Below are 21,541 nucleotides of genomic sequence, written 5' to 3'. Positions count from 1 at the left end.
TAAAATGGGAGCATGCAGGAAACGGGAGGTTGAGCACCAGTGGTTTCTCTATACAAAGTAATTGTGTTCATTCATATTTTTTCAGCTATTTTGGGAATGGGACCTGGGTTTATTTTAACAACTGTTGTTAAATCGGGCAAAAACATGACCGAATTAAGGCATTCATATAAAATCAGGCATAAACTTCATATATTTGTTATGGTGGGAGGCACCCTTCTACTGATTACTGGAATAGCGATGGGACTCTTAAATCCAAGCTTGTTCCAGATGGGTTGGTATGTTATAAGTCTTATTCTCTTCCTAGCAGCTCTTGCGATTGGTCCGCTTGTTTTGTCTCCAAGGTCAAAACCAGTCAAAGCTTTACTCGAATCGCATAAAGGCGAAGAAATTCCTGAAGAATATTGGCGGCTAGCTAAAATTCTTTTCCGCTATGAAGACTTAGAAAATCTAATCTTTTTAATCATTATTGCTTTAATGATTTTAAAACCATTTTAAAAAGAACGGTGTGGCGGATTAAAAGCCATACTGTTCTTTTTTTATCTTTAATAAAATATTTTAACTTATAAGTGTTTTTGTTTATTTCTGTTCACACGAGGATGGGGGGAACATAATGAATCTAGAAGACCCTTCTATTGAATATCTAGACCTGTTTAAGGAAGAGAAGTCATGCAAGGCAAATCCGTTTCAAGTGTTGTTAAGGCTATACCATGGACATTGGGTTAAGCTAATTATTTCTTTGTTGTTTTATATTATTAAAAGCGCGCCTGTCTGGGTTTTCCCAATAGTTACGGCTAATGTCATAAACATTGCAACTAAACCTGATAGCCACAGTGATTCAGAGCTTTGGATGAATTTTATGATCATTTTTATCGTCTACATTCAAAATATACCCATGCATACTTTTCACGTTGCCTTTTTCAGTAAGGCGTTACGCCAAGTGGAGGCAGGACTTCGGAGTACACTAGTAAGGAAGCTTCAGCAGTTGTCGATGGGATATTACGGAAATCTGGGAGCAGGAAGAATTCAAACAAAGGTTCTTCGCGATGTAGAAGCAATCGAAATGTCTTCTAGGCAGCTTATGCTTGGATTAATGCCTGCGATGATTAATCTAACCATTGCTGTTGTTCTAACTGTCATGCATAGCATCACGGTTGCTTTATTCTTTGTATTAACAGTTCCCACTTCGTTGGTAATCATTTATTTATTTCGAAAAAAAATTGCCAAAACCAACAGGGAGTTTCGTACAAGAATAGAGGAAATGTCAGGAAGTGTTTCACAAATGGTAGAAATGATTCCAGTTACTCGTGCACATGGACTAGAAGAATTCGAAATAAAAAAAATGGATAAAAGATTAAAGAACATTAAAGAAAAAGGGTTTCAGCTTGATATCTTAGAAGGATATTTTGCATCCTCCAACTGGGTCACTTTTCAAGTATTTCAAGTTCTTTGTTTATTTTTTACTGCTTACCTAGCCTATAAAGGGGAAATGCCGGTCGGCGATGTGGTAATGTATCAGGGGTTTTTTAACATGATTCTTGGAGCGGTTACCAATATCTTGAATGTGTATCCCATTATTGTAAAAGGATTTGAGTCGATTTACTCGGTTACAGAGATTCTCATGTCAGAGGATACGGAAAATTTAAAAGGACGCAGATTTCCTGAAAGAATTACAGGAAATATTTCTTTCAAGGATGTTTCTTTTCAATATCCAAATTCGGATAAACATGCTTTAAAGTCTTTTTCTTTAGAGGTAAATGCTGGCGAAACGGTTGCCTTTGTGGGGGAATCAGGTTCAGGGAAATCCACAATTTTGAACCTCATCATTGGCTTTTATAAAGCTCAACAAGGTACAATCCTCATTGATGGAATCTCCATCAATGACATATCCATTAGAAAATATCGGAAATATTTAGCCATGGTTTTGCAAAATAATATCTTATTTTCGGGTACAATTCGGGACAATATTACTTATGGTCTGCCTGATGTTCGTGAGGAAATACTAAAAAAAGTGATTAAAATGGCGAATTTACAAGACGTGATTGAAAATCTTTCTGATGGCCTCGATACCCGTGTTGGTGAACATGGCAGCAGGCTTTCAGGTGGGCAACGGCAACGGATCGCAATTGCACGTGCACTGATAAGAGACCCAAAAATAATTATTCTGGATGAAGCAACGTCTGCCCTTGATAATAAATCAGAGCGCTATGTACAGCAGGCAATGGAAAAACTGACGCGTGACCGGACCACGTTTGTTGTTGCTCATCGGCTTTCGACGGTTCGTCATGCTGATAAAATTGTGGTAATGGAAAAAGGTGAGGTTATTGAAATGGGCACATACGAAGAACTTTTGACTAAACGTGGTGCCTTCTATGAACTGCAGCATTGTACGTAATTGAAAAAGAGAGACCATAAGAATCCACCCAGGGATTATAAATAGAAAGACATAAAATTAGTGATGCTAATTTTATGTCTGTTTAATTAAAAAAACTATATATCTGAAAATAAATAAGAAAGGAAATCGGGTACTCTTTTCCTAAAGGCGGAATAATTATGCTGAGCCTCTTCAATCAATTGAAAGTTGAGATTCTCTACCTTATCTTTTAATATCTCATAGACTCGATTCGTTAAATCAAGGAAAACCTGATTCATTTCTTCATCTTCACCTACTTCATTTGTCCCAAAGTCCATATAGAATTTTTCGATGACTGATAAATTTGATTCCCTTAATAAGTTCTCAATTTCCTCCTGGTTTCTGTAAAAACCGGGGGATATGGCAGCTATTCTTTTAAAAATATGTGGATACTTGCAGGCAGCATAAGTGGATAGGATGGCTCCTAACGAAATCCCCGCCATCGAAGTATGGTCTACTAGTGTTCGGTAATTACTGTCTATCAAGGGCTTAAGTTCCTTAACGATGAACTCAAGATAGTCGTCCCCTCTACCGCCAGATGGATCGGCATAACCTAATATTTTTCTGCTTGTTTCACCATTCACCCATGGGCAGTACTCGTTAATCCGTCCTTTTCCTTCGGTATTTAAGTCAATTCCTACAACAATGATTTGTAAACCACTTGCATCTAAATAATCCTTCATTCCTAAGGATACCCCTTTAATGGCATCTTCATCTTCAAAAACATACTGACCATCGTGCATGTATAACACAGGGTACTGTTTAGTTTCTGTTTTATAGTTTTCCGGAAGGTATACTCTAACCATTCTTTCTTGCTGAAACGCTGACATGTAAACAAGGAATTTTTCTAACATGTTTGTCACCTACCATTCCATTAATCTTATAACCTATAATTTACCATAAACTCTTTCCTTGGATTACATTTTATATGATTAATTGTATTTTATAAAACCTCTTTATTTGACAAAATGGACAAAAATACTACAATCATAGGTCAATAAAGCTATATAAAAACGACTATTTATCATATAAAATGAGTGTATAGAAATGAGCATATTTCGAAAAAATTCTCCGTTTTTTGCGGTTTAAGGCTAGACTAATCAACAGGATTAGTTGGGGAGATGAAATCCGATGTCTAAACAATATGAATCACTTGCTGATCTTAAGAGGAGCGTTTATTTGTGGGTGATCCCATGTATTATGATGGCCCTCATATTGAATACTATTATGCAAAATGTCGATGCATCGGACAAACTTAGTTTTATTATCAATAACACAATGACTATATGGTTTGCAGTCAGCTGGGTCTTAGTATATAAAAAAAGGTTTGTGCGATTTAGCGAGTTATCTAATTTAGCGTTAGTAAGTGTTTATCATGTAACAACTTTTTTTGATACCATTTACAATTACATGTTGAAAATTAATGGTTCTTTAGGCGATTTTATTGTCTGGATGCCTATTATTATTATGTTCATTTTTTTAACCCTAGGGATAAAAAGAGGACTGTACTACTCTATAGGGATTTTCCTGATTACCTTATTGGGTGGAGTTGTGGTAATAAACAAACTTTCCGCAGAATCTATTGACTCTTTAATGCAGTTTTATTTTGCTAATTTGGTTTATATAATTGTCCTTTTTTACGCGCAGCATATGTTTAGGGCCTATGCTAAAATGGAATTGTTTAAAAAACATGCCTATTTAGATTCGCTAACAGGAATTGCTAACCGTCATCAAATTGATGAATGGCTGGAGCAAAAGTTGAGTGATTCTAGGGAAATGCACATGAGTTTTTCGATAATTTTCTTTGATATTGACTATTTTAAGAAGGTCAATGATTTGTTTGGTCATAAAATTGGTGACTCTGTTTTAGTTGAGTTAGCTGAACTGATACAAGAAAATCTTTCCCCACGAGACCTTTTGGGCCGCTGGGGAGGAGAAGAATTTATTGTGATCTCCGATGTTTTAGGGCATAACGCTGTTGCTCTTGCAGACTACTTAAGAGAAAGAGTAGAAGAGCACGAGTTTCAAGGGGTCGGCCGGTTAACTGCAAGCTTTGGGGTGGCCGAGTCTGAGCTTGAGGATAACATCGATTCGTTATTAAACAGAGCAGACGAAGGTTTGTATCGATCCAAGAATACTGGAAAAAATAAAGTAAGTATGTGTTAACTATGTGTAGAGGCTTCTATTCGAAAGAGTAGGGGCTTTTCATTTTATTGAGATTTATTGATGTCGAGTCTTTGGTACGGGCTTTTGCCAACTCACTTTTTTTAAAACCCCATATACTATTTATATATTGGTATAGCTTTAGTTGTAAAAACACATGAAGTGTTTTGGGGGTGAGTGTTTTGCAAAATAGAAGAAGTAGTGGTCCATTTTCAATTTGTCTTTTTAGGGAATATAGATGGTGTGGGCCCAGATGTAGTGGACCAGGCGAACCGATTAATGATGTAGATGCGTGTTGTATGCGCCATGATCGCTGCCTTAGTAGTGGAAGAGACCGCTGTCAATGTGATCGGGAATTTATGGAGTGTCTTTATGACAAAAGAAATAGACAGACGGATAAGGGAAGAAAAGCAGCACTTATGTACGACTTTATGAAAGTCAGGAGCTCGTTTACGTGCGGTCCGCAGCGTAGATATTGGATATAATTGCAAAATATAAACAGCTGTCACAGATGGCTGTTTTTTAACATTCATTTTTTGTAGCAAAGCCTGATAGTAAATATATTCATCATAAATTTCCCCTCTATTGTGGATACTAATGGAAAATCATTCTACTCCAAATGAAACTGAGGGTATATAAACATGGAAGATAAAACAAGGATTCGTTTGACTGCTGCGGAAATGTCTGGACTGTGGGCACAATATTTGAACGATACGATTACTATCTGCGTAAATAAATATTTTTTAGAGAAAGTCGAAGATGAAGAGGTCCGCCCAATTATTGAATTTGTCCTGAACTCAGCGCAAGAGAATATTTCTATTATGGAAAGTATCTTTATTAAGGAGTCCTTCCCTATTCCCGTTGGCTTTACAGAGCAAGATGTCGATGTGAAAGCGCCAAGGCTCTTTTCAGATACATTTGTGTTAATGTTTTTAAGGCATATGTCCATCCTTGCTATGGCAGCAAGTAGTGCAGCGCTGGGTGTTGCTACACGTCCGGATATGGTCGAACTGCATAAAAGGGTCCTAAAGATTGGAGTCAAGCTTCAGGACTTTACAAGGGACTTAATGCTAAAACAAGGGACCTATATTAAGCCACCATACATATCGGTCCCCGATAAAGTGGACTTTGTAAAAAAGCAGCATTTTTTGGCAGGATTTTTGGGTCATAAGAGACCCTTAACATCTGTGGAAATTACTCATTTATTTTTAAATGTTCAAACAAATGCTATTGGGAAAACACTAATAACAGGTTATGCACAGATTGCACAAAGAAAAGAAGTGAAGCAATATTTAATGAGAGGAATGGAGGTTGCCCAAAAGCATGTCGACATTTTTAGTGATTTTTTAAGAAAAGAAGATTTGCCGATTCCAATGAGTTGGGATTCTGCCTTAACTGATTCGACTGTTCCGGCTTTTTCGGATAAGCTGATCATGTTTAATGTTGCCGGAATGATTGCTGCTGGGGTAGGAAATTACGGGATGGCAATGGCCGCAAGTCCAAGACGAGATGTAGGCACGAAATATGCCTCCTTAATACCTGAAATAGCTCTATACGCAGAAGACGGGGCAAACATTATGATAAAACATGGCTGGATGGAGGAACCTCCACAGGCAGATGACCGAGGTAAAATAATACAGGGGAAGTAGGCAAGTAAAGATAAACCGTCAAGAAGACGGTTTTTTTTATTTGAGATAAGCGCAGAATACATGTTTCAAACATACTTTGTTATGGGTGGATCATGTTTAGATCGGGGGCTGTCATTTTTGACAGCCCTTTATTAATTGAGGTGCGGGTGACTAGTGCCCGTTGAATTGAATTATCGTTGGTTACGGGACTTAGATACGCGGATAATAAGTGAAACGATACGTATGCCTACCTTAAAGTAAAGGAGTGTAGGACAATGAACAACTCTTCTAATGATCTATCTAAAAATGATCTCCGCCAACGTGAAAATGAGGCCAAGCAGGTTTTACTAGATGAAAGAGACCCTTTTAATGATGCAATCAAACATGGCGATATTGTCCAAGGTTTCCAATCTCCTAAACAAATCACACAATTGCCAAAATGGTACCGGAAGCCTAGGAGAATCTTTGCATCCATCTCTGTGCTTGTTATCATCGGGCTGTTAATCTACCAGATTATCCAATTTATTCTTAATTTTGTAGACCAGTAACTCCCTTTTTTCAGGGCCTTTCCGCCTATTTTTAACGAAGTGAATAATAGACTTCAAAAATATAAACATAATTTTTCCCAACGCCATAAATGAAACAGGTGTTGGGATTTTTACTGTAAAGATGTAGTTAACTATTGGTGCCTGACACCGAAGCCGCCGCTTTTTTCCCAATTATGCATTCGTTTTCTCCGTGATATGATAATTTTGAAAATTCTACACAAATAAAATTATTAGGAGGCTGGGAGATTATGAAGAAACGCACGTCACTTGTTTTGGCATTGGGATTAACGATGGGGTCTGTGGTACCGATTACTGCTGCGGCGCAGGCGGTTCCGTACAATGTTACAGTTACGAAAGATGCAAGTCAGTTTGGTAAGGATGCAAAGGTAAACTGGAAAAAGGGACAAGCTGTTCCATCCTTCGTTCATGGAAAACTATCAACTAAGGCATATAAAGATAAAACAGCGGTGAAGCAATTTTTAAAAGAAAATAAAAGCCTATATAAATTAGATACCGATAAAGATTTGACATTACTAGATGTTCAGACGGACGAGCTAGGCAGCAAACATTACAATTTTGTTCAGTCCGTTCAGGGAATTCCAGTCGATGGGGCGAAATTCAAGGTGCATACCGATAAAAATGGAATCGTTACTGCCGTGAATGGGGATGTGTTTCCGGAAGCAGCAAACTATTTCAAAGGTGCGTTAAAAGCACAGCTTTCTAAGGGAATGGCTCTCGAGAAGGCTTGGAAATCTATTAATGTAACAAAAGAGGAAACGTTAACAAATGCAGAAGCGGGACCATCGGGTGAAAAGTTTGAAGATACGGTTGAAAAGGCGGAATTAGTGGTTTATAAAAAAGCGAACGATTTTTACCTTGCCTATAAAACAAATCTTCAATTCATTCAGCCATATCCGGCAAACTGGGTCGTTTACGTGGATGCTGTAAATGGTAATGTACTAAATTCCTATAATGCTGTAGCAGATGGTGCAACAACAGGATATGGATATGGTGTGTTAGGAGACTATAAAACGCTTAATACTTATTATTCAAACAGCACTTATTATTTATATGATGTAACAAAACCTATGTCAGGTGTAATTGAAACAAGAACAGCAAACTATCGGACTTCCTTACCAGGCAGTTACTCTGTTGATAGTGATAATAAGTTCTATGCCACTTCACAAGGCGCTGATGTAGATGCTAACTACTATGCTGGAAGGGTGTATGATTACTACAAGAATACCTTTAACCGGAATAGTTTTGATAATAATGGATCAACCATCCGCTCTACGGTTCATTATAGCAGCGGTTACAACAACGCATTTTGGAATGGTTCACAAATGGTATATGGAGATGGAGATGGAACAACTTTTAGACCTTTGTCAGGTGCCCTTGATGTCGTAGCGCATGAATTAACACATGCTGTAACAGAGAGAACGGCTGGCTTAGAATATCAATACCAATCAGGAGCACTGAATGAATCCATTTCTGATACGTTTGGAGTATTTTTAGACAAAGGTGATTACTTAGTTGGAGAAGATGTATACACACCAAATAAAGCAGGGGATGCACTTCGCAGCCTATCAAACCCTAGTCTTTATGGACAGCCAGAAAATATGAGCGGTTATGTTAACACTACATCAGATAACGGCGGCGTTCACACAAACAGTGGTATTCCAAACAAGGCCGCTTACTTCACCATTTCAAGCTTAGGTACGTCTGTTGCAGAAAAAATTTACTACCGTGCTCTTACTGTTTACCTTGCTCCACAGAGTGACTTTAGCGATGCCCGTGCATCACTTCTTGCTGCAGCGGCCGATCTGTATGGTACAGGCAGCTCACAATATAATGCAGTTGCCTCTGCTTGGTCACAAGTAGGCGTCTACTAAAAAAATAAATCTTGGAATATGAGGCTGACTCAAAAACAAAGGTGTCAGACCCCATATGAGTCAGCCTCATATTTTTTTGCAAAAAAAATAGATTGGTGTCAGGCACCAATCCAAAATGGGAAGTTTTAAGAAATGAGTTCCTCGAACTTATTTCCTAATTAAGTTACTTTTATCATAAAGAAAACTTGTGAAGAACTTAGGGGGAAGTTGTGTGGAAGTTGTGGAGATTTCTAAAGTAGGGATAGGAATTTCTACCTAATATATCCAAGTTTAAGAATAGACTGTTTAATTCCTAGAATGCATGATTTATAATTTATTTGTTAACTTTATTAAAATTTGGTTAACAAATAAAAGAGGGGTGATTACATGAATTGGTCAAAGCTTGCTGCAAACGTAATTGACGGTTATGTCCCAACAAAAGATGAAGCTATGGAAATTTTATTAGCAAAAGATGAAGAAATCTTATCACTTGTAAATGCAGCCTATGAAATCCGTAGACATTATTACGGAAAGAAAGTAAAACTAAACTTAATCATCAATGCGAAAAGTGGATTGTGTCCAGAAGACTGTGGCTATTGTGGACAATCTATTAAAGCAAAAACTGAAATTGATCGATATGCACTCATTAGTAAACAGACAATTGTTGAGGGTGCCAGGGAAGCAAATAAGAACAAAATAGGTACATATTGTATTGTAATGAGTGGACGGAAACCGACAAATAATGAAGTAGATACAGTGATTAACGCTGTACAGGAAATTAAACATGAGGTTGCTCAAATGAAAATATGTGCTTGTATGGGATTAGTGAGCGAGGAGCAGGCACATCGATTAAAGGCCGCTGGAGTTGACCGTTTTAACCATAATATTAATACAAGTGCGAATCATCATGAGAACATCACAACTACTCATGATTATCAGGACCGTGTCGACACGATTGAAAATATAAAAAAAGCGGGGATTTCCCCTTGTTCCGGTGTGATTTGCGGGATGGGGGAAACAGATGAAGATATTATTGACATGGCTTTTGCCTTAAAGGATTTGGATGCCGATTCTATTCCGGTTAATTTCCTTCATCCTATCCAGGGAACGAAGCTTGAGGACTTAAACGAATTAACACCACTTCGCTGTCTGAAGATTTTATCATTATTCCGGTTTATCAATCCGACAAAGGAGATTCGAATCTCTGGAGGACGTGAATTCAATTTGCGCTCGCTGCAGAATCTTGGTTTATTTATTGCTAATTCCATTTTTGTTGGTGATTACCTAACCACCCAAGGACAATGTGCAAGCGATGATTATCAGTTGATTCAAGACCTTGGATTTGAAATTGAAGAGAACCCATTTGAGACAGAGAGCCAATCCTTTGCTAAAACAACAATAAGCTAAACATTTAACCCTTGCTGAACAACAGCGAGGGTTTTTTGCAAAAAAAATAGATTGGTGTCAGGCACCAATCAAATTATGGGAAGTTTTAAGAAATGAGCTCTTCGAACCATTTCCTAATTAAGTTACTCTTATCATATAGAAAACTTGTGTAGAACTTATAGTAAAGTTGTGTGGAAGTTATGAAGTTGTCAGGAAGGGATTCTACCATTCAAAACAACTTCTGCCATAAAGGGTGAGTAGGTCTTCAAGATTTGTACTGATTCTTCTGCGGACACCCCACCAAGGTAATTATGTAATCGTTTCTTAATATAGGTATTAGAATCTACAAAATGGGCCATATCCATATATTTGTCCTCTACTGCAAAAACAACGTTACGGATATTTGCAAGGGCTATAGTGGATAAACACATGATGCAAGGCTCCACGGTTGTATATAAAATACATTCACGGGCATGTTTCCGTAAGTAGGAAGCACATGCGTTCATCGCATTAATTTCTGCATGCTCAAGTTCACTATCCTTAGTATTTATTCTGTTAGATCCTCTCGAAATGATGGTGCCATTGTGAACAATAACGGCGCCAATGGGCCGATCTCCACGTTTCCCTGCTTCTTCTGCTTCCTTTAGGGCTTCCTGCATAAAAAAGTGATGGTCGTATTCATGGAAATTAGTAATCAATGAGCTCCCCTGCCTTATCTTATTTCTATAGTACTAAAATACCAAATATTGAGAAAAAAGTAGAGGGAATTTGAAGGATGTATATAAATTGGATGATTGTGGAACCTAAGTAGAATATATCGTCTAAGTCTGGAGGTATAGCACGTGGATGACAAGCAGCAATGGGAGCAAATTGTTGAAAAAAAAGTAGAGTTACACTCAGCGTATTCTTCTTATTGGAATCAATATTCCGACTTTGGAAACTGGCAGTTCTGGCTAGTCCTTGCTTTACTTCTGCTTCCCTTACTCCTGCTGGTATTTACGGTTGATAGGAAGAGGATATTTGAAGTGTTTTTCTTTGGATACACCGTACATATCCTATGGGAGTATGCGGATATTGCACTTGGACATAGTGGGTTCTTTGTTCATAGATATTTTTTACTTCCGGTCATACCAAATGCGACAAATGTGACTGCATCAGTATTACCTGTTGGCTTCTTGTTACTATATCAGTATTGTACCAATCATAAGAAAAACTTCTTTCTGTATACAATTTTATTAAGTGCGGTGTTTGCTTTTGGCTTTGCATCTTTTGAGAGATATCTTTGGTTAGTGCAATTTAAAAAGGGAATGAACCAATTTTATCTATTCCTCATAGACATTGTGATCGTGTTTATTGCTTATGGGTTTACAAAGCTGTTGTTAAAAGTAAGGGACAGGGCTAGATTGTAAGAGAACAGGGTACATGGGGGCTTATGGTTTGGCTTTTTCTGAATTATAGGCAAAATTAATAAAGATAAAAAGGGCAGGCATCTACGCCTCTTTGTCATTGTAGACATACTATATTCCAATGAAAAGCAAGGAGGCGATTATAAATGGAAAGACAATATCCACAACAGGGCTACCATCATGGCCAAGGCGGTTATAATCCAGGACAAGGCTATCATCATGGCCATGGCACCTATTATCCAGGACAGGGTTATCACCATGGGCATGGTGGTTACTATCCAGGACATGGCTATCACCATGGGCACGGTGGCTACTATCCAGGACATGGCTATCACCATGGGCACGGCACTTACATTCCAGGGCATGGTTATCACCATGGGCATGGCGGATACTATCCTGGCCACAGAAAATCTTAGACCAAGAAATCTAAACATCAATTGCGGCTCGCCATTTGGCGAGTTTTTTTATGAATTCTTAGTGGATTGGAAGGGGATTTCCAAATTTTGTAGAATTACCTCCTGCATTTGTAGAATAAGTTGAAATTTTGTAGAATTCCACCTCGATTTTGTAGAATTAATTAAAATTTTGTAGAATTCCTTCCCATTTTTGTAGAGTTCCACTCTCATTGCACTTTTTTTACTGGAGGGTGTTCTATTAGGACTTGGTTTAAACCTTGCATTTGCTACACATTGAAACTTTTTTTCATTTTTTACGTTTAACACTAGAGAGGTGGTTGCTAATGAACGCAGTAATATTTGATTTTGATGGATTGATTGTTGATACGGAAACAGTTTGGTACAAGTCTTTTAAAGAGGTTTTAAATAACCATGGGTTAGAATTATCGGTTGAACAATTTGCAAGAGTGATAGGAACCGATGATGCAGACTTATATTCTTATATTGAAAAAAACCTTCCTTCACCAGTTGAATCGGTTGTCATAAAAGATGAGGCCCATAAGCTATTTGCTGTAAAAATGGGGGAGCCTGCTTTAAGGGACGGAGTAAAGGATTATTTAATTGAAGCCAAGGAATTAGGTTTGAAAATTGGCTTAGCATCAAGCTCGAGCCGTGAGTGGGTTGAGAGTTATTTAAAAAAGCTTACTATTTTTCCGTATTTTGATGTGATTAGAACCCGGGATAATGTGTCTAGGGTTAAACCGGATCCTGAATTATATGTTAAAGCAGTTGAGGCATTGGGAGTGGCTGTGACGGATGCGTTTGCATTTGAAGATTCCTTAAATGGACTAAAAGCTGCTAGAGCTGCTGGACTAAACTGTGTAGTGGTTCCTAATTCTGTTACAGCCCATTTAGAGTTCACAGGTTATTGCCTAAAATTATCTTCAATGGGCGACATACGCTTAAGGCATGTATTGAATCTGATTAAACAAAAAGAAGTAGAACAGGGGGATGCACTTGAACGAATATCAAATTAGACCTGGAGTAAAAGAAGACGAAGAATTCCTTTGGGAAATGTTATACCTAGCTATTTTCATTCCCGAAGGAGAACCTCGACCTTCGAGAGATATTTTGAAGGAACCACATATCGCTCAATCCATGGAAGGTTGGGGACGTGAGGGGGACACCGCCTTGATTGCGACGGATGCCGACCATACTCCCATTGGTGCAGTATGGGTTCGCTTATTTAATGACACGAATAAGACCTATGGCTATGTGGATGAAAAAACTCTTTTATTAGGAATGGCCCTTCTTCCTGAGCACAGAGGAAAAGGAATCGGCAAAGCGCTTCTCGGAGAGATGCTAAAAGTAACCAAGGAATTAGGATTTAGCGCAGTTTCTTTAAGCGTAGACCCCAACAATCCGGCTCTTCATCTCTATCATAAGTTTGGCTTTAAACAGATAGGTGTAGACGGAACCTCATGGGATATGGTAGTAAAGTTTTAAAATATTTGGTGTCAGGCAATATGTGAAATTTTCACATGGTGCCTGACACCTTTTTATTTTTTATTAGGCTTTTGAATGTTAGGGAAATGCAATATAATGGGAGTAAGGATGTTCACGAAAATGTCAAAAATACATAGTTGTTTGTATTTCAATAGAGGAAAGTTAATTTTAAGGAGGAAACAAATGTGATTAGAGCGGCTGTAGCGGGAGTAGTTGGTTTTGTTTTAATTTTTATCGAGTCGATGATCGTGATGAAGTTTAAAGGGTATGAAACCATTGAATTTGGCGGCTTAGCCCCTTTCATCAACGTTTGGGCAATGAATTTCTTTTTTGTCTTTGCTATCCTAACACAAGTAACACATTGGTATGAGAATAAAGTAAATGTTGAAAGTGAAGAACAGCAGTATTAATACAAAAAGCGTCTCATTCACGGTGGAATTTCGTGAACGAGGCGCTTTTGTTTTTGTGCATCTTTTATTAAAATGAAAATAAAGAATTTTCAGTAAGGGGTGGTTTTATGAAGCAGAGTGATGGTTTGGAATCATTCCCATATCCATTTAAAGAAGATGTTTATCGCTATTCTAATAACTCAATACCAATGAATCACCCGATTAGTATTGAGATTACCCCAAGTTATCTGGAGGAAATCGAGCTTAAGCGTGAGCTTCTTACAGCCCATCCTGAACGATGTTTTCAATCCCTGCCGCATACGATAAAAGGCCAGTGGGAAATTCTTGAATTAGTGATGGAGCACCTAGGAACCTATTATCCTGACAAATTTGCATTAGATAAAAAAGGTGATAACTGGACGTTTTCCAATCATCTTTTACAAGAAAAGCAAAGTTTCATTTTTGGAGATGAATCCACTTTACCATGTGAGCCGCTAAACTATATTGGTAGACATGTCCAAGAGGACCTGATCTTTATGATGCAGCGAGATGGCGATTTATTTCTAGATGCTGGCCAGCTCTGTTTTCCGGCCAATTGGTCTTTGGCCTTTGATTTAGGGATGAACTTTAAGGAGATTCATCAGCCGATTCCTGGCTTTAAAGACGAGGGACTCGATGAACGAATTCTTCAGTTTCTACTTAAGCTGGAACCAGGAAATCCATGGTGGCGTAAGAACTGGTCCTTAATGGCTGGGAACCGACTAGATACTTCCCTTGAAACCTTTGATGTTTGGGGAAAGGGGAGAAAACAAGTCACGAAGGAAAATGCCGGTGCGTCTGTTCATCTCCGTGTGGAGGTTCAGAAATTATTCCGTTTGCCTCGAACAGGGGGGATTCTTTTTACCATCCATACCCACCTACTTCCTTTGGGAAAATTAGCAGCTAAACCAGAATGGCTTAAGCAGTTTTATCAGATCCTTAAGGAGTTGCCTCCTTATATAGTCGAATATAAAGGGCTTTCCCTATTCCGGAGCGCTGTCCTAGAGTATTTACAGGAACAAGTGGAAAGCAGGGAAGTTTTATGAGCGAGAATATAATACTTGTACCTGGAAAGCCCCGCTATTTATTTTGTGGGGATGAAGAGGGAATAAAGCTGTTACAGTTATTGATAGATGTTGTTAAAGATAGAAATATAAGCTACGAGATTCAGATAGTTAAAGATAATTGGAACAACACCCTTTTTTCGGAATGGCTCAGCATGCAGAAAATGGGGAGCATCCTTTATGCCGCAGCAGAATGGACAACCTTGAAAACTTTGAAACAGTTGGCGGAGGATGCGGGATTTTCGGAAGAGGAAGCCCAGTATATAGGCTATGGAAAAGAGCAGATAAAGGTTTTTTGCTGCAGGTGTCATGGGATCTCTGTTTTGGAAAAGGGCCAGCCTGAACGAAACTGTGATCATTGTGGGTTATTACTGGAGGTTTCTGATCATTACTCAAAACTTCGCGATGCCTTTCTTGGGTATGTCGCGAAACTATGAAAGAAGGGGCTGTTATGCTTAAAGAAAAAACAATTCCTGTCTATGTGAAATCCATCATTCAAGAAACCCCACAGGTGAAACGTTTTATACTGGCCCCAGTGGAAGAGACTTCGTTACCAGCCTTTAGTGCAGGTTCACATATAACTACATATATCGATGGAAAGGAAAGAAATTATTCGTTAACGAATCATCCAGATACAAAGGACAGCTATCAGATTGCCATCCGATTAAGTGAATCATCCACGGGGGGCTCACTTTATTGGCATCAGGAGGTAAAAGTGGGGGATAAGCTAAAGATCAGTTATCCTAGAAACCATTTTCCATTAAGCTTTAAGGCAAAGCATCATGTGTTTTATGCAGCAGGAATTGGTGTAACGCCCTTTATTTCTATGATGCTGGAGCTAAAGGATCAAGGGTCTTCGTTTGAACTGCACTATGCAGCAAGATCAAAAGAGCTTGGCGCCTTCTACGATTTTTTACGGGCAAATTTCCCACATGAATCTCATTTTTATTTTTCAAAAGGAAATGAGGCGAAGCGACTGCGGGAAACCACACTTTTGGAGCATCGAATTGGAACGCATGTCTATTTCTGTGGGCCGGATTCATTTATGACAGACTTTACGGAAGCTGCGATTCGATTTGGTTACCCTCGTTCGAGCATCCACCTTGAACGGTTTGCACCACCCCGGCCTAAGAATGCCGCATCCTTTCAAGCTCAACTCACTCGTGGAGCAGTTATTCATGTTGAAAAAGATCAGTCACTACTGGATGCCTTGCTAGAAGCAGGAGTTCAAGCACCTTATTCTTGTCGGGTGGGACGCTGCGGAACCTGTGAGCTGAGAGTCGTTGATGGTGGAGTCGATCATTATGATTCTTTTTTAAGTGAACAACAACAGAATGCCCAGAATGTGATTTTGACTTGTGTGTCGAGAGCTAAATCGGGGAAATTAGTGATAGATTTTTAAATAAAATACAAGAAAACCCTAGAAGGACACTCTCGTTAATAGTGTCATTCTAGGGTTTTAAACGTGTTATACCGTTGCTTTTACGGTTTTATTACCTTTAAAAACAGTTCTGCGGATAAATGGAATGACCCAGCGGTCAAGACCGATGCGGCCTGCATTGTAACCAGAGAATAAGATAATGGCTCCAATGAAGAGGTCTGTTGGAATATGAGATACAGTTCCAGCTAAGAAGAAAGAGAAATTCATCACAAGACCAAAGAACATAGCAGCTGTTGTTAAGCATCCAAGAAGAAGTCCAAGACCTATTAAAAATTCACCAAGTGGAACAATTGTATTAAAGATATCAACGTTTGGAAGAGCAAAATGTTTTAAGAAGTCCACATACCATCCATAAACCAAAGCGCCATCTGGTCCTTTTACCGGATTAGCAATCGCTCCTTTTAAATAACCAGAAGCATCAAAACCGTCGGCCAACTTGTGGAAACCGGCTGTTATCCAAGAATAACCGATATATAAGCGAAGAACTGTCAAAATTCCTGCAGCAACTTTGTTTTCTCTTAACCAATTTACTACCATGTGAAACACTCCTTGTTAATAAGTTTTATATATTAAGTACATTGTTAATATATCATATTTGTTTTGAATTAAGAATAGTTTGTTCAGTATTTCACATATCTGTAATAAAGTTTTGAACAAATTTCAAACGAATTCCCAGATACGTATGAAAATAAAAAAAGCGTATCACCTGCCAGTTTCGAACCGACAATGGATACGCTTTTTGCATAATTTAAATATTTTTTAATGGGTTCCAATAATTTGCTACCCAACCTGCCTCAAGATGATCTCTCTCAGCTTCAGGAAAACCGATATGGTCAAAAACCAAAAGGGTTTTGGAATCCTGTTCTTTTAATTCAAACCTAGCAATAGAGTATACACCTTCTGGCCAGTTAGCAACACGCCAGGCTTGGACGATTCTTACGCCTGGAACTAATTCAATGTTTCTCCCCAAAATCATGCCGCCAAAACAGGAGAAAGTACCACCAGCCTCTGGATTAATTTCTGTTGGTGCGCCGCCTGTCATTTCGCTGAATTGCTTGGAATCTGTAAGTGCTTCAAAAATACGTCCAGGACTTGCATTAAATACAACTTCTTGATGAATGGTTTTAGTCATTTTTTTACCTCTCCCTAAAATTATATTTATTTATAAATTAGTGCATAGCTACAACGGACCAAGGATCTACACCAGGGTCGTTACCTTCCGCAAAATCTTTGATACGAGGCATGTAATGAGACCAGCCTTGATTGTGTGAAGGGATTTCTTCGGCTGGCAAATCATAATGAGTTAATACCAATTGCGTTCCGTTTTCCATAGGAGTCAATTGGAATTCAACCTTGCTCGAGCCTGGAGGGACAAGCTTTGATTTCTCCCATCCCCATGTCATGACGATTTTTTCAAAAGGAACAATTTCTACATATTCACCCATGGCAATATCGCTTCCATTAACATCGATCCGGTATTTACCGCCGATTTTTGGCTCGAGCAGTATATGTCTTCCCATCCAACGGACCATTTTGTCAGCATCGGTAAAGAAGGAAAATAAAGTTTCCGGACGTGCTTCAATAAAAATTTCTTTTGTTATTATTTCACTATTTGTCTGATTCATTTTGGATTCTCCTTTCTTCCTCTTCGGCAGCTTCTTTCAGGCGAAGTAAACTATCATCCCAAAAACGGTCAATATATTGCTTTAATTCTGCAAATCCATCCCTTCTAATTCCGTAATACCGTTTTGTTCCGTCTCTCCGAACAACAACTAGTCCAGATTGTTCGAGAACCTTGAGATGCTGAGAAACTGCTGGAGCTGAAATGTCAAAATGTGAAGCAATCGCGCTGGAGGTAAGCTCTCCATCACGAACGAGATATAAAATATCTCTACGTCTAGGTTCTGCTAATGCATGAAGGACTTTTTCAATCATGGTATTATTTTAGTCTACACTTAATTAAGTGTCAACTTAATTAAACCATTTCATTTTGAAATCTTATTAGTATCTTTTGGAAAAAATAAAAATATATAAATTATTAAAGAAAAAACTTGATTTAACTAATATCATTAGTTAAAATAAAACTAACGATATTAGTTAAAAGGGGATGGCGAAATGAGGATTATTAAAAATGGATACTTGTATCAAGTTACGTTTATGGCCAATTTTTTTCCAGTCAATTGCTACTTAGTGGAGGAAGAGGAAGGATTAACGTTGATTGATGCGGCACTTGGTTTCTGTGCAAAGGGGATTATTCAGGCTGCTGAGAAGATCGGGAAACCCATTAAAAAGATTATATTGACGCATGCACATGAGGACCATGTTGGAGCATTGGATGCAATCAAAGAAAGGCTGCCCGATGTACCGGTTTATATCTCTACACGCGATCATCGATTAATGAATGGCGACCGCTCGCTTGATACGCATGAAGACAACACACCAATTAAGGGTGGGGTTCCGAAAAAATTGAAGACAAGAGCAAATGTATTATTGAAGGAAGGTGACTTGATTGGGTCACTTACAGCAATCGAAACTCCAGGCCATACACCGGGATCTTTATCTTTTTTAGACTTACGGACTAAGGCAGTAATTGCGGGGGATGCTTTCCAAACAAGAGGTGGCGTGGCAGTGGCAGGAGATGTAAAACCATTGTTCCCATTCCCGGCCTTTGGTACATGGAGTAAGCGGACGGCACTAGCCAGTGCAAAGAAATTAGTGAGTTACGAACCGAAGCTCCTTGCCGTTGGACACGGAGAAATGATAGAAAATCCTGTACCAATCATGGAACGGGCAATTCAACATCTAGAACAGAAAATCGGATAGGAGAACAGATGAGATGTCACCAAGACCAAAAGTAGCACTAGACTTGGCAACGATACTAGAAACAGCAGGAGAACTGGCGGATCAAAAGGGAATGCAAGAGGTAACACTTGCAAACCTGGCTAAAAAGCTAAATATCCGCCCTCCTTCTTTATATAATCACTTTGAGGGTTTACCTGGCCTTAGGAAGCAATTAGCTATTTATGGCATTGACCGGCTGTATGCGGAAATGGCTGATGCGGCGATTGGAGTGTCAGGCACCGAAGCGGTTCTAGCTATGAGCCAGGCATATGTAAATTTTGCGCGGATGCATCCTGGCGTGTATGAGGCAACCCTACTCGCGCCAGATCCAGAGGATGTGGAGGTGCAACAGGCAGGAGCAAAAATTGTGGAGCTTTCTGTGAGGGTATTAAGTGCCTATCGTTTAGAGGGAGATCAGGCTTTGCATGCAGTAAGAGGATTGCGCAGTATTTTACATGGTTTTTCTTCCTTAGAGCAACGGGGTGGATTTAAACTATCCTTAGATTTGGATGAAAGCTTGTTAATGATTATTCAAGCATTTCTTGCCGGAATGGAAAAAGGTTCCTAACTGGATAGTGATAGGACTGCCTAGTAACCTCTGTTATAATAGGATTAACATTAGAATGTAAAAAGGATGATCATTTTGCAGAGTTTAGAAAAATTTGGGTTGCTTGTGGACGTTGAAACAACAGGTTTAGGTCCTACCAAGGATGAGGTTATTGAATTAGCCCTGAAGCTATTTTCGTATCGGACAGATTCAGGAGAAATTGTCGATATTATTGAAGAGGATTCCTTCTTACGCGAGCCGCTCTCTCGTACGGCAAGGAATAATTATGATACAGCCTATCGTGTTCACGGAATTCCTTACGACTTAGTAAAAGGAAAAACCTTTCTCGATGGGAAAATAAAAACCTATTTTCATCGTGCAGATTCTGTATTTGCCCATAATGCTTCCTTTGACCGAAGCTTTCTTTTTCACATGTATCCAGAGGTTAATGATTTGAAGTGGTATTGTACGATGAGAGGGGTACCATGGAAAAATTACGGTTTTCCAAACGGTAAACTTCTCACTCTATTACAAGCACACGATATTACCAATTACCAAACACATAGGGCGCTAGACGATATTACATACTTGATGGATTTGCTTAAGAAAACAAGTCCGAAAGGGAACCTCTATCTTCAAGAAGTGCTTGAAAAGGGACCGATGAAAAAATATCAGCCAGCAGCTACACGAACAAAATTAGGCTAAAAAAACTAATCAAACGTTTGATTAGTTTTTTGTGCAGAATGACAGGTGCCTAACACCTGTCATTCTTTTATCACTCCAATATAGTTTGCTTGTGGACGATAGATGGTGTTGTTTTCGGCCTGTTCGAGGATATGAGCGGTCCAGCCGACCATTCTGCTAGCAGTAAAGGTAGGTGTGAACAATTCTGCTTCCATATTAATGGCTTTCATGATGGCGGCAGCGTAAAATTCCACGTTTGTATAAAGGGAACGGCCCGGTTTGATTTCAGCTAATACCTTTACCGCGGTATCTTCTACCTTCATCGCTAGGTCCAACCATTCATCCTTACCAACAAGCTCTAAGAGTTTACTCTTTAAGGAAATAGCTCGCGGATCATGAGTTTTATAAACTCTGTGTCCGAACCCCATCAATTTTTCTCCTTTAGTTAACTTCTCCTTTATCACGCTTTCAGGATCACCCACTAAAGCTATTTCATTTAGAAGCTCAATGACTCCTGACGGTGCACCGCCATGAAGTGGTCCCTTCATCGTGCCGATGGCAGACGTGACGGCTGATACGATATCAGATTCTGTTGAAGCGGTCACTCTAGCGGAAAAGGTTGAAGCGTTCATACCATGTTCAAGAGTTAAAAGCATATAGGTCTCTAGAGCTTCCACATGTGCCGCTAATGGCAGGTTTCCATCAAGCATATAAAGATAATTTTCCACATGATCTAAATCCATTCGAGGAGGGACAACCGTGTTACCCTCCAGCTTTCGTTTCCGATAGGCAATAATCGTCGGAACGAGAGAAGTTAATCTGATAGCCTGTTGTAGGGTGGGCTTCCAGGTATAATCAGAATTACTGCCTTCTGCTGAAATGGCCGTTCGAATGACACTCATCATATCCATGGAAGGTGGCAGCAGGTCAATTATTTGCCTAATATTTTCTTGTAGAACCCGTTCATTTCTCATCTTATCTTTCAGGATGCCTAGCTGTTCGGCATTGGGTAATTCCCCGTACCAAAGGAGGTAGGCTGTTTCCTCGAAAGAATATTTTTGTGTAAGACTCCTAATTTCATATCCCCTATAAATGAGTTGACCCTTCTCCCCATCAATATGACTAATGGCTGTATCCGCCGCAACAATTCCTTTCAAACCTTTGTTCATCATCCAATCACTCCTTCCCTTTGATTACTATATTCTATAAAATAAACATAATTA

At 39.0% G+C, this 21,541-nt stretch carries 25 protein-coding genes; 18 read left to right on the top strand and 7 right to left on the bottom strand.

Going from position 1 to position 21,541, the window contains the following annotated elements; translation table 11 throughout:
* Window positions 1–39 precede the first annotated feature (39 nt).
* A complete protein-coding gene (locus QFZ87_RS23725; RefSeq protein ID WP_309867075.1) occupies window positions 40–495 on the top strand; it encodes a DUF2269 family protein in 456 nt (151 codons plus the stop codon).
* A 115-nt stretch (window positions 496–610) separates the two neighbouring features.
* Window positions 611–2,392, top strand: coding sequence for an ABC transporter ATP-binding protein (locus QFZ87_RS23720; protein WP_309867073.1), 1,782 nt, complete (start codon window positions 611–613; stop codon window positions 2,390–2,392).
* A 95-nt stretch (window positions 2,393–2,487) separates the two neighbouring features.
* On the opposite strand, the gene QFZ87_RS23715 is transcribed toward QFZ87_RS23720, so the two are convergent.
* The gene (locus tag QFZ87_RS23715; RefSeq protein WP_309867071.1) at window positions 2,488–3,264 is read right to left on the bottom strand and encodes an alpha/beta hydrolase; all 777 of its coding nucleotides are present in this window, start codon (window positions 3,262–3,264) and stop codon (window positions 2,488–2,490) included.
* 277 nt (window positions 3,265–3,541) lie between these two features.
* On the opposite strand from QFZ87_RS23715, the gene QFZ87_RS23710 reads away from it, so the two are divergent.
* From QFZ87_RS23710 to bioB, 5 genes are all read left to right on the top strand, one after another.
* The gene (locus QFZ87_RS23710; RefSeq protein WP_309867068.1) at window positions 3,542–4,576 is read left to right on the top strand and encodes a GGDEF domain-containing protein; all 1,035 of its coding nucleotides are present in this window, start codon (window positions 3,542–3,544) and stop codon (window positions 4,574–4,576) included.
* A 638-nt stretch (window positions 4,577–5,214) separates the two neighbouring features.
* A complete protein-coding gene (locus QFZ87_RS23705; RefSeq protein WP_309867066.1) occupies window positions 5,215–6,222 on the top strand; it encodes a DUF3231 family protein in 1,008 nt (335 codons plus the stop codon).
* 254 nt (window positions 6,223–6,476) lie between these two features.
* Window positions 6,477–6,749 carry a hypothetical protein gene (locus QFZ87_RS23700; protein ID WP_309867063.1) on the top strand — a complete coding sequence of 91 codons (273 nt, stop codon included), beginning with the start codon at window positions 6,477–6,479 and terminating at the stop codon, window positions 6,747–6,749.
* A gap of 248 nt (window positions 6,750–6,997) precedes the next feature.
* Window positions 6,998–8,641: a M4 family metallopeptidase gene (locus tag QFZ87_RS23695; RefSeq protein WP_309867060.1), complete on the top strand. Its 1,644-nt coding sequence runs from the start codon at window positions 6,998–7,000 to the stop codon at window positions 8,639–8,641.
* 366 nt (window positions 8,642–9,007) lie between these two features.
* A complete protein-coding gene (gene bioB / locus QFZ87_RS23690) occupies window positions 9,008–10,027 on the top strand; it encodes a biotin synthase BioB (RefSeq protein ID WP_309867057.1) in 1,020 nt (339 codons plus the stop codon).
* Between the two features lie 188 nt (window positions 10,028–10,215).
* Here the strand turns inward: bioB and QFZ87_RS23685 are convergent, their stop codons facing one another.
* Window positions 10,216–10,704, bottom strand: a complete 489-nt coding sequence (locus QFZ87_RS23685; RefSeq protein ID WP_309867054.1) for a nucleoside deaminase — start codon at window positions 10,702–10,704, stop codon at window positions 10,216–10,218.
* 144 nt (window positions 10,705–10,848) lie between these two features.
* Here QFZ87_RS23685 and QFZ87_RS23680 point away from each other — a divergent pair, with 144 nt between their 5' ends.
* The 8 genes from QFZ87_RS23680 to QFZ87_RS23645 all read left to right on the top strand — a co-directional run bounded on the left by QFZ87_RS23680 (window position 10,849) and on the right by QFZ87_RS23645 (window position 16,207).
* Window positions 10,849–11,415 carry a hypothetical protein gene (locus QFZ87_RS23680; protein ID WP_309867052.1) on the top strand — a complete coding sequence of 189 codons (567 nt, stop codon included), beginning with the start codon at window positions 10,849–10,851 and terminating at the stop codon, window positions 11,413–11,415.
* Window positions 11,416–11,558: 143 nt separating this feature from the next.
* Entirely contained in the window at window positions 11,559–11,828 is a 270-nt protein-coding gene (locus QFZ87_RS23675) for a hypothetical protein (protein WP_309867050.1), read from the top strand.
* A gap of 323 nt (window positions 11,829–12,151) precedes the next feature.
* Complete coding sequence (locus tag QFZ87_RS23670; RefSeq protein WP_309867047.1) at window positions 12,152–12,844, top strand: HAD family hydrolase; 693 nt, start codon at window positions 12,152–12,154, stop codon at window positions 12,842–12,844.
* The gene (locus QFZ87_RS23665) at window positions 12,825–13,313 is read left to right on the top strand and encodes a GNAT family N-acetyltransferase (protein WP_309867045.1); all 489 of its coding nucleotides are present in this window, start codon (window positions 12,825–12,827) and stop codon (window positions 13,311–13,313) included. The genes QFZ87_RS23670 and QFZ87_RS23665 overlap by 20 nt, the downstream gene beginning before the upstream one ends.
* Before the next feature lie 185 nt (window positions 13,314–13,498).
* Complete coding sequence (locus QFZ87_RS23660; RefSeq protein WP_309867043.1) at window positions 13,499–13,723, top strand: hypothetical protein; 225 nt, start codon at window positions 13,499–13,501, stop codon at window positions 13,721–13,723.
* Window positions 13,724–13,830: 107 nt separating this feature from the next.
* Window positions 13,831–14,787, top strand: a complete 957-nt coding sequence (locus QFZ87_RS23655; protein ID WP_309867039.1) for a heme-dependent oxidative N-demethylase family protein — start codon at window positions 13,831–13,833, stop codon at window positions 14,785–14,787.
* On the top strand, window positions 14,784–15,242 hold the full coding sequence (locus tag QFZ87_RS23650; protein WP_309867037.1) for a dimethylamine monooxygenase subunit DmmA family protein: 459 nt from the start codon (window positions 14,784–14,786) through the stop codon (window positions 15,240–15,242). The genes QFZ87_RS23655 and QFZ87_RS23650 overlap by 4 nt, the downstream gene beginning before the upstream one ends.
* A 14-nt stretch (window positions 15,243–15,256) precedes the next feature.
* Window positions 15,257–16,207 (top strand): PDR/VanB family oxidoreductase, encoded by a 951-nt coding sequence (locus QFZ87_RS23645; protein WP_309867034.1) that lies wholly within the window; start codon window positions 15,257–15,259, stop codon window positions 16,205–16,207.
* A 66-nt stretch (window positions 16,208–16,273) separates the two neighbouring features.
* Here QFZ87_RS23645 and QFZ87_RS23640 read toward each other — a convergent pair whose 3' ends face one another.
* The 4 genes from QFZ87_RS23640 to QFZ87_RS23625 all read right to left on the bottom strand — a co-directional run bounded on the left by QFZ87_RS23640 (window position 16,274) and on the right by QFZ87_RS23625 (window position 18,181).
* Window positions 16,274–16,783 (bottom strand): DoxX family membrane protein, encoded by a 510-nt coding sequence (locus tag QFZ87_RS23640; RefSeq protein WP_309867030.1) that lies wholly within the window; start codon window positions 16,781–16,783, stop codon window positions 16,274–16,276.
* A 211-nt stretch (window positions 16,784–16,994) separates the two neighbouring features.
* A complete protein-coding gene (locus tag QFZ87_RS23635; RefSeq protein WP_309867028.1) occupies window positions 16,995–17,378 on the bottom strand; it encodes an SRPBCC domain-containing protein in 384 nt (127 codons plus the stop codon).
* 37 nt (window positions 17,379–17,415) lie between these two features.
* Window positions 17,416–17,871, bottom strand: coding sequence for an SRPBCC family protein (locus tag QFZ87_RS23630; protein WP_309867026.1), 456 nt, complete (start codon window positions 17,869–17,871; stop codon window positions 17,416–17,418).
* Window positions 17,855–18,181: an ArsR/SmtB family transcription factor gene (locus QFZ87_RS23625; RefSeq protein ID WP_309867023.1), complete on the bottom strand. Its 327-nt coding sequence runs from the start codon at window positions 18,179–18,181 to the stop codon at window positions 17,855–17,857. The genes QFZ87_RS23630 and QFZ87_RS23625 overlap by 17 nt, the downstream gene beginning before the upstream one ends.
* 180 nt (window positions 18,182–18,361) lie before the next feature.
* Here QFZ87_RS23625 and QFZ87_RS23620 point away from each other — a divergent pair, with 180 nt between their 5' ends.
* The 3 genes from QFZ87_RS23620 to QFZ87_RS23610 all read left to right on the top strand — a co-directional run bounded on the left by QFZ87_RS23620 (window position 18,362) and on the right by QFZ87_RS23610 (window position 20,339).
* Window positions 18,362–19,069 carry an MBL fold metallo-hydrolase gene (locus QFZ87_RS23620; RefSeq protein ID WP_309867021.1) on the top strand — a complete coding sequence of 236 codons (708 nt, stop codon included), beginning with the start codon at window positions 18,362–18,364 and terminating at the stop codon, window positions 19,067–19,069.
* A 13-nt stretch (window positions 19,070–19,082) separates the two neighbouring features.
* Window positions 19,083–19,655, top strand: a complete 573-nt coding sequence (locus QFZ87_RS23615) for a TetR/AcrR family transcriptional regulator (protein WP_309867017.1) — start codon at window positions 19,083–19,085, stop codon at window positions 19,653–19,655.
* Window positions 19,656–19,730: 75 nt separating this feature from the next.
* On the top strand, window positions 19,731–20,339 hold the full coding sequence (locus tag QFZ87_RS23610) for an exonuclease domain-containing protein (RefSeq protein ID WP_309867014.1): 609 nt from the start codon (window positions 19,731–19,733) through the stop codon (window positions 20,337–20,339).
* A 59-nt stretch (window positions 20,340–20,398) separates the two neighbouring features.
* On the opposite strand, the gene QFZ87_RS23605 is transcribed toward QFZ87_RS23610, so the two are convergent.
* On the bottom strand, window positions 20,399–21,490 hold the full coding sequence (locus QFZ87_RS23605; RefSeq protein ID WP_309867012.1) for a citrate/2-methylcitrate synthase: 1,092 nt from the start codon (window positions 21,488–21,490) through the stop codon (window positions 20,399–20,401).
* Window positions 21,491–21,541 lie beyond the last annotated feature (51 nt).

Origin of the sequence: Bacillus sp. SLBN-46, assembly GCF_031453555.1 — a bacterium.
Classification (GTDB): domain Bacteria; phylum Bacillota; class Bacilli; order Bacillales; family Cytobacillaceae; genus Neobacillus.
The sequence above is the reverse complement of the archived record's forward strand: the minus strand, read 5'-3'. Positions and strand labels throughout refer to the sequence as shown.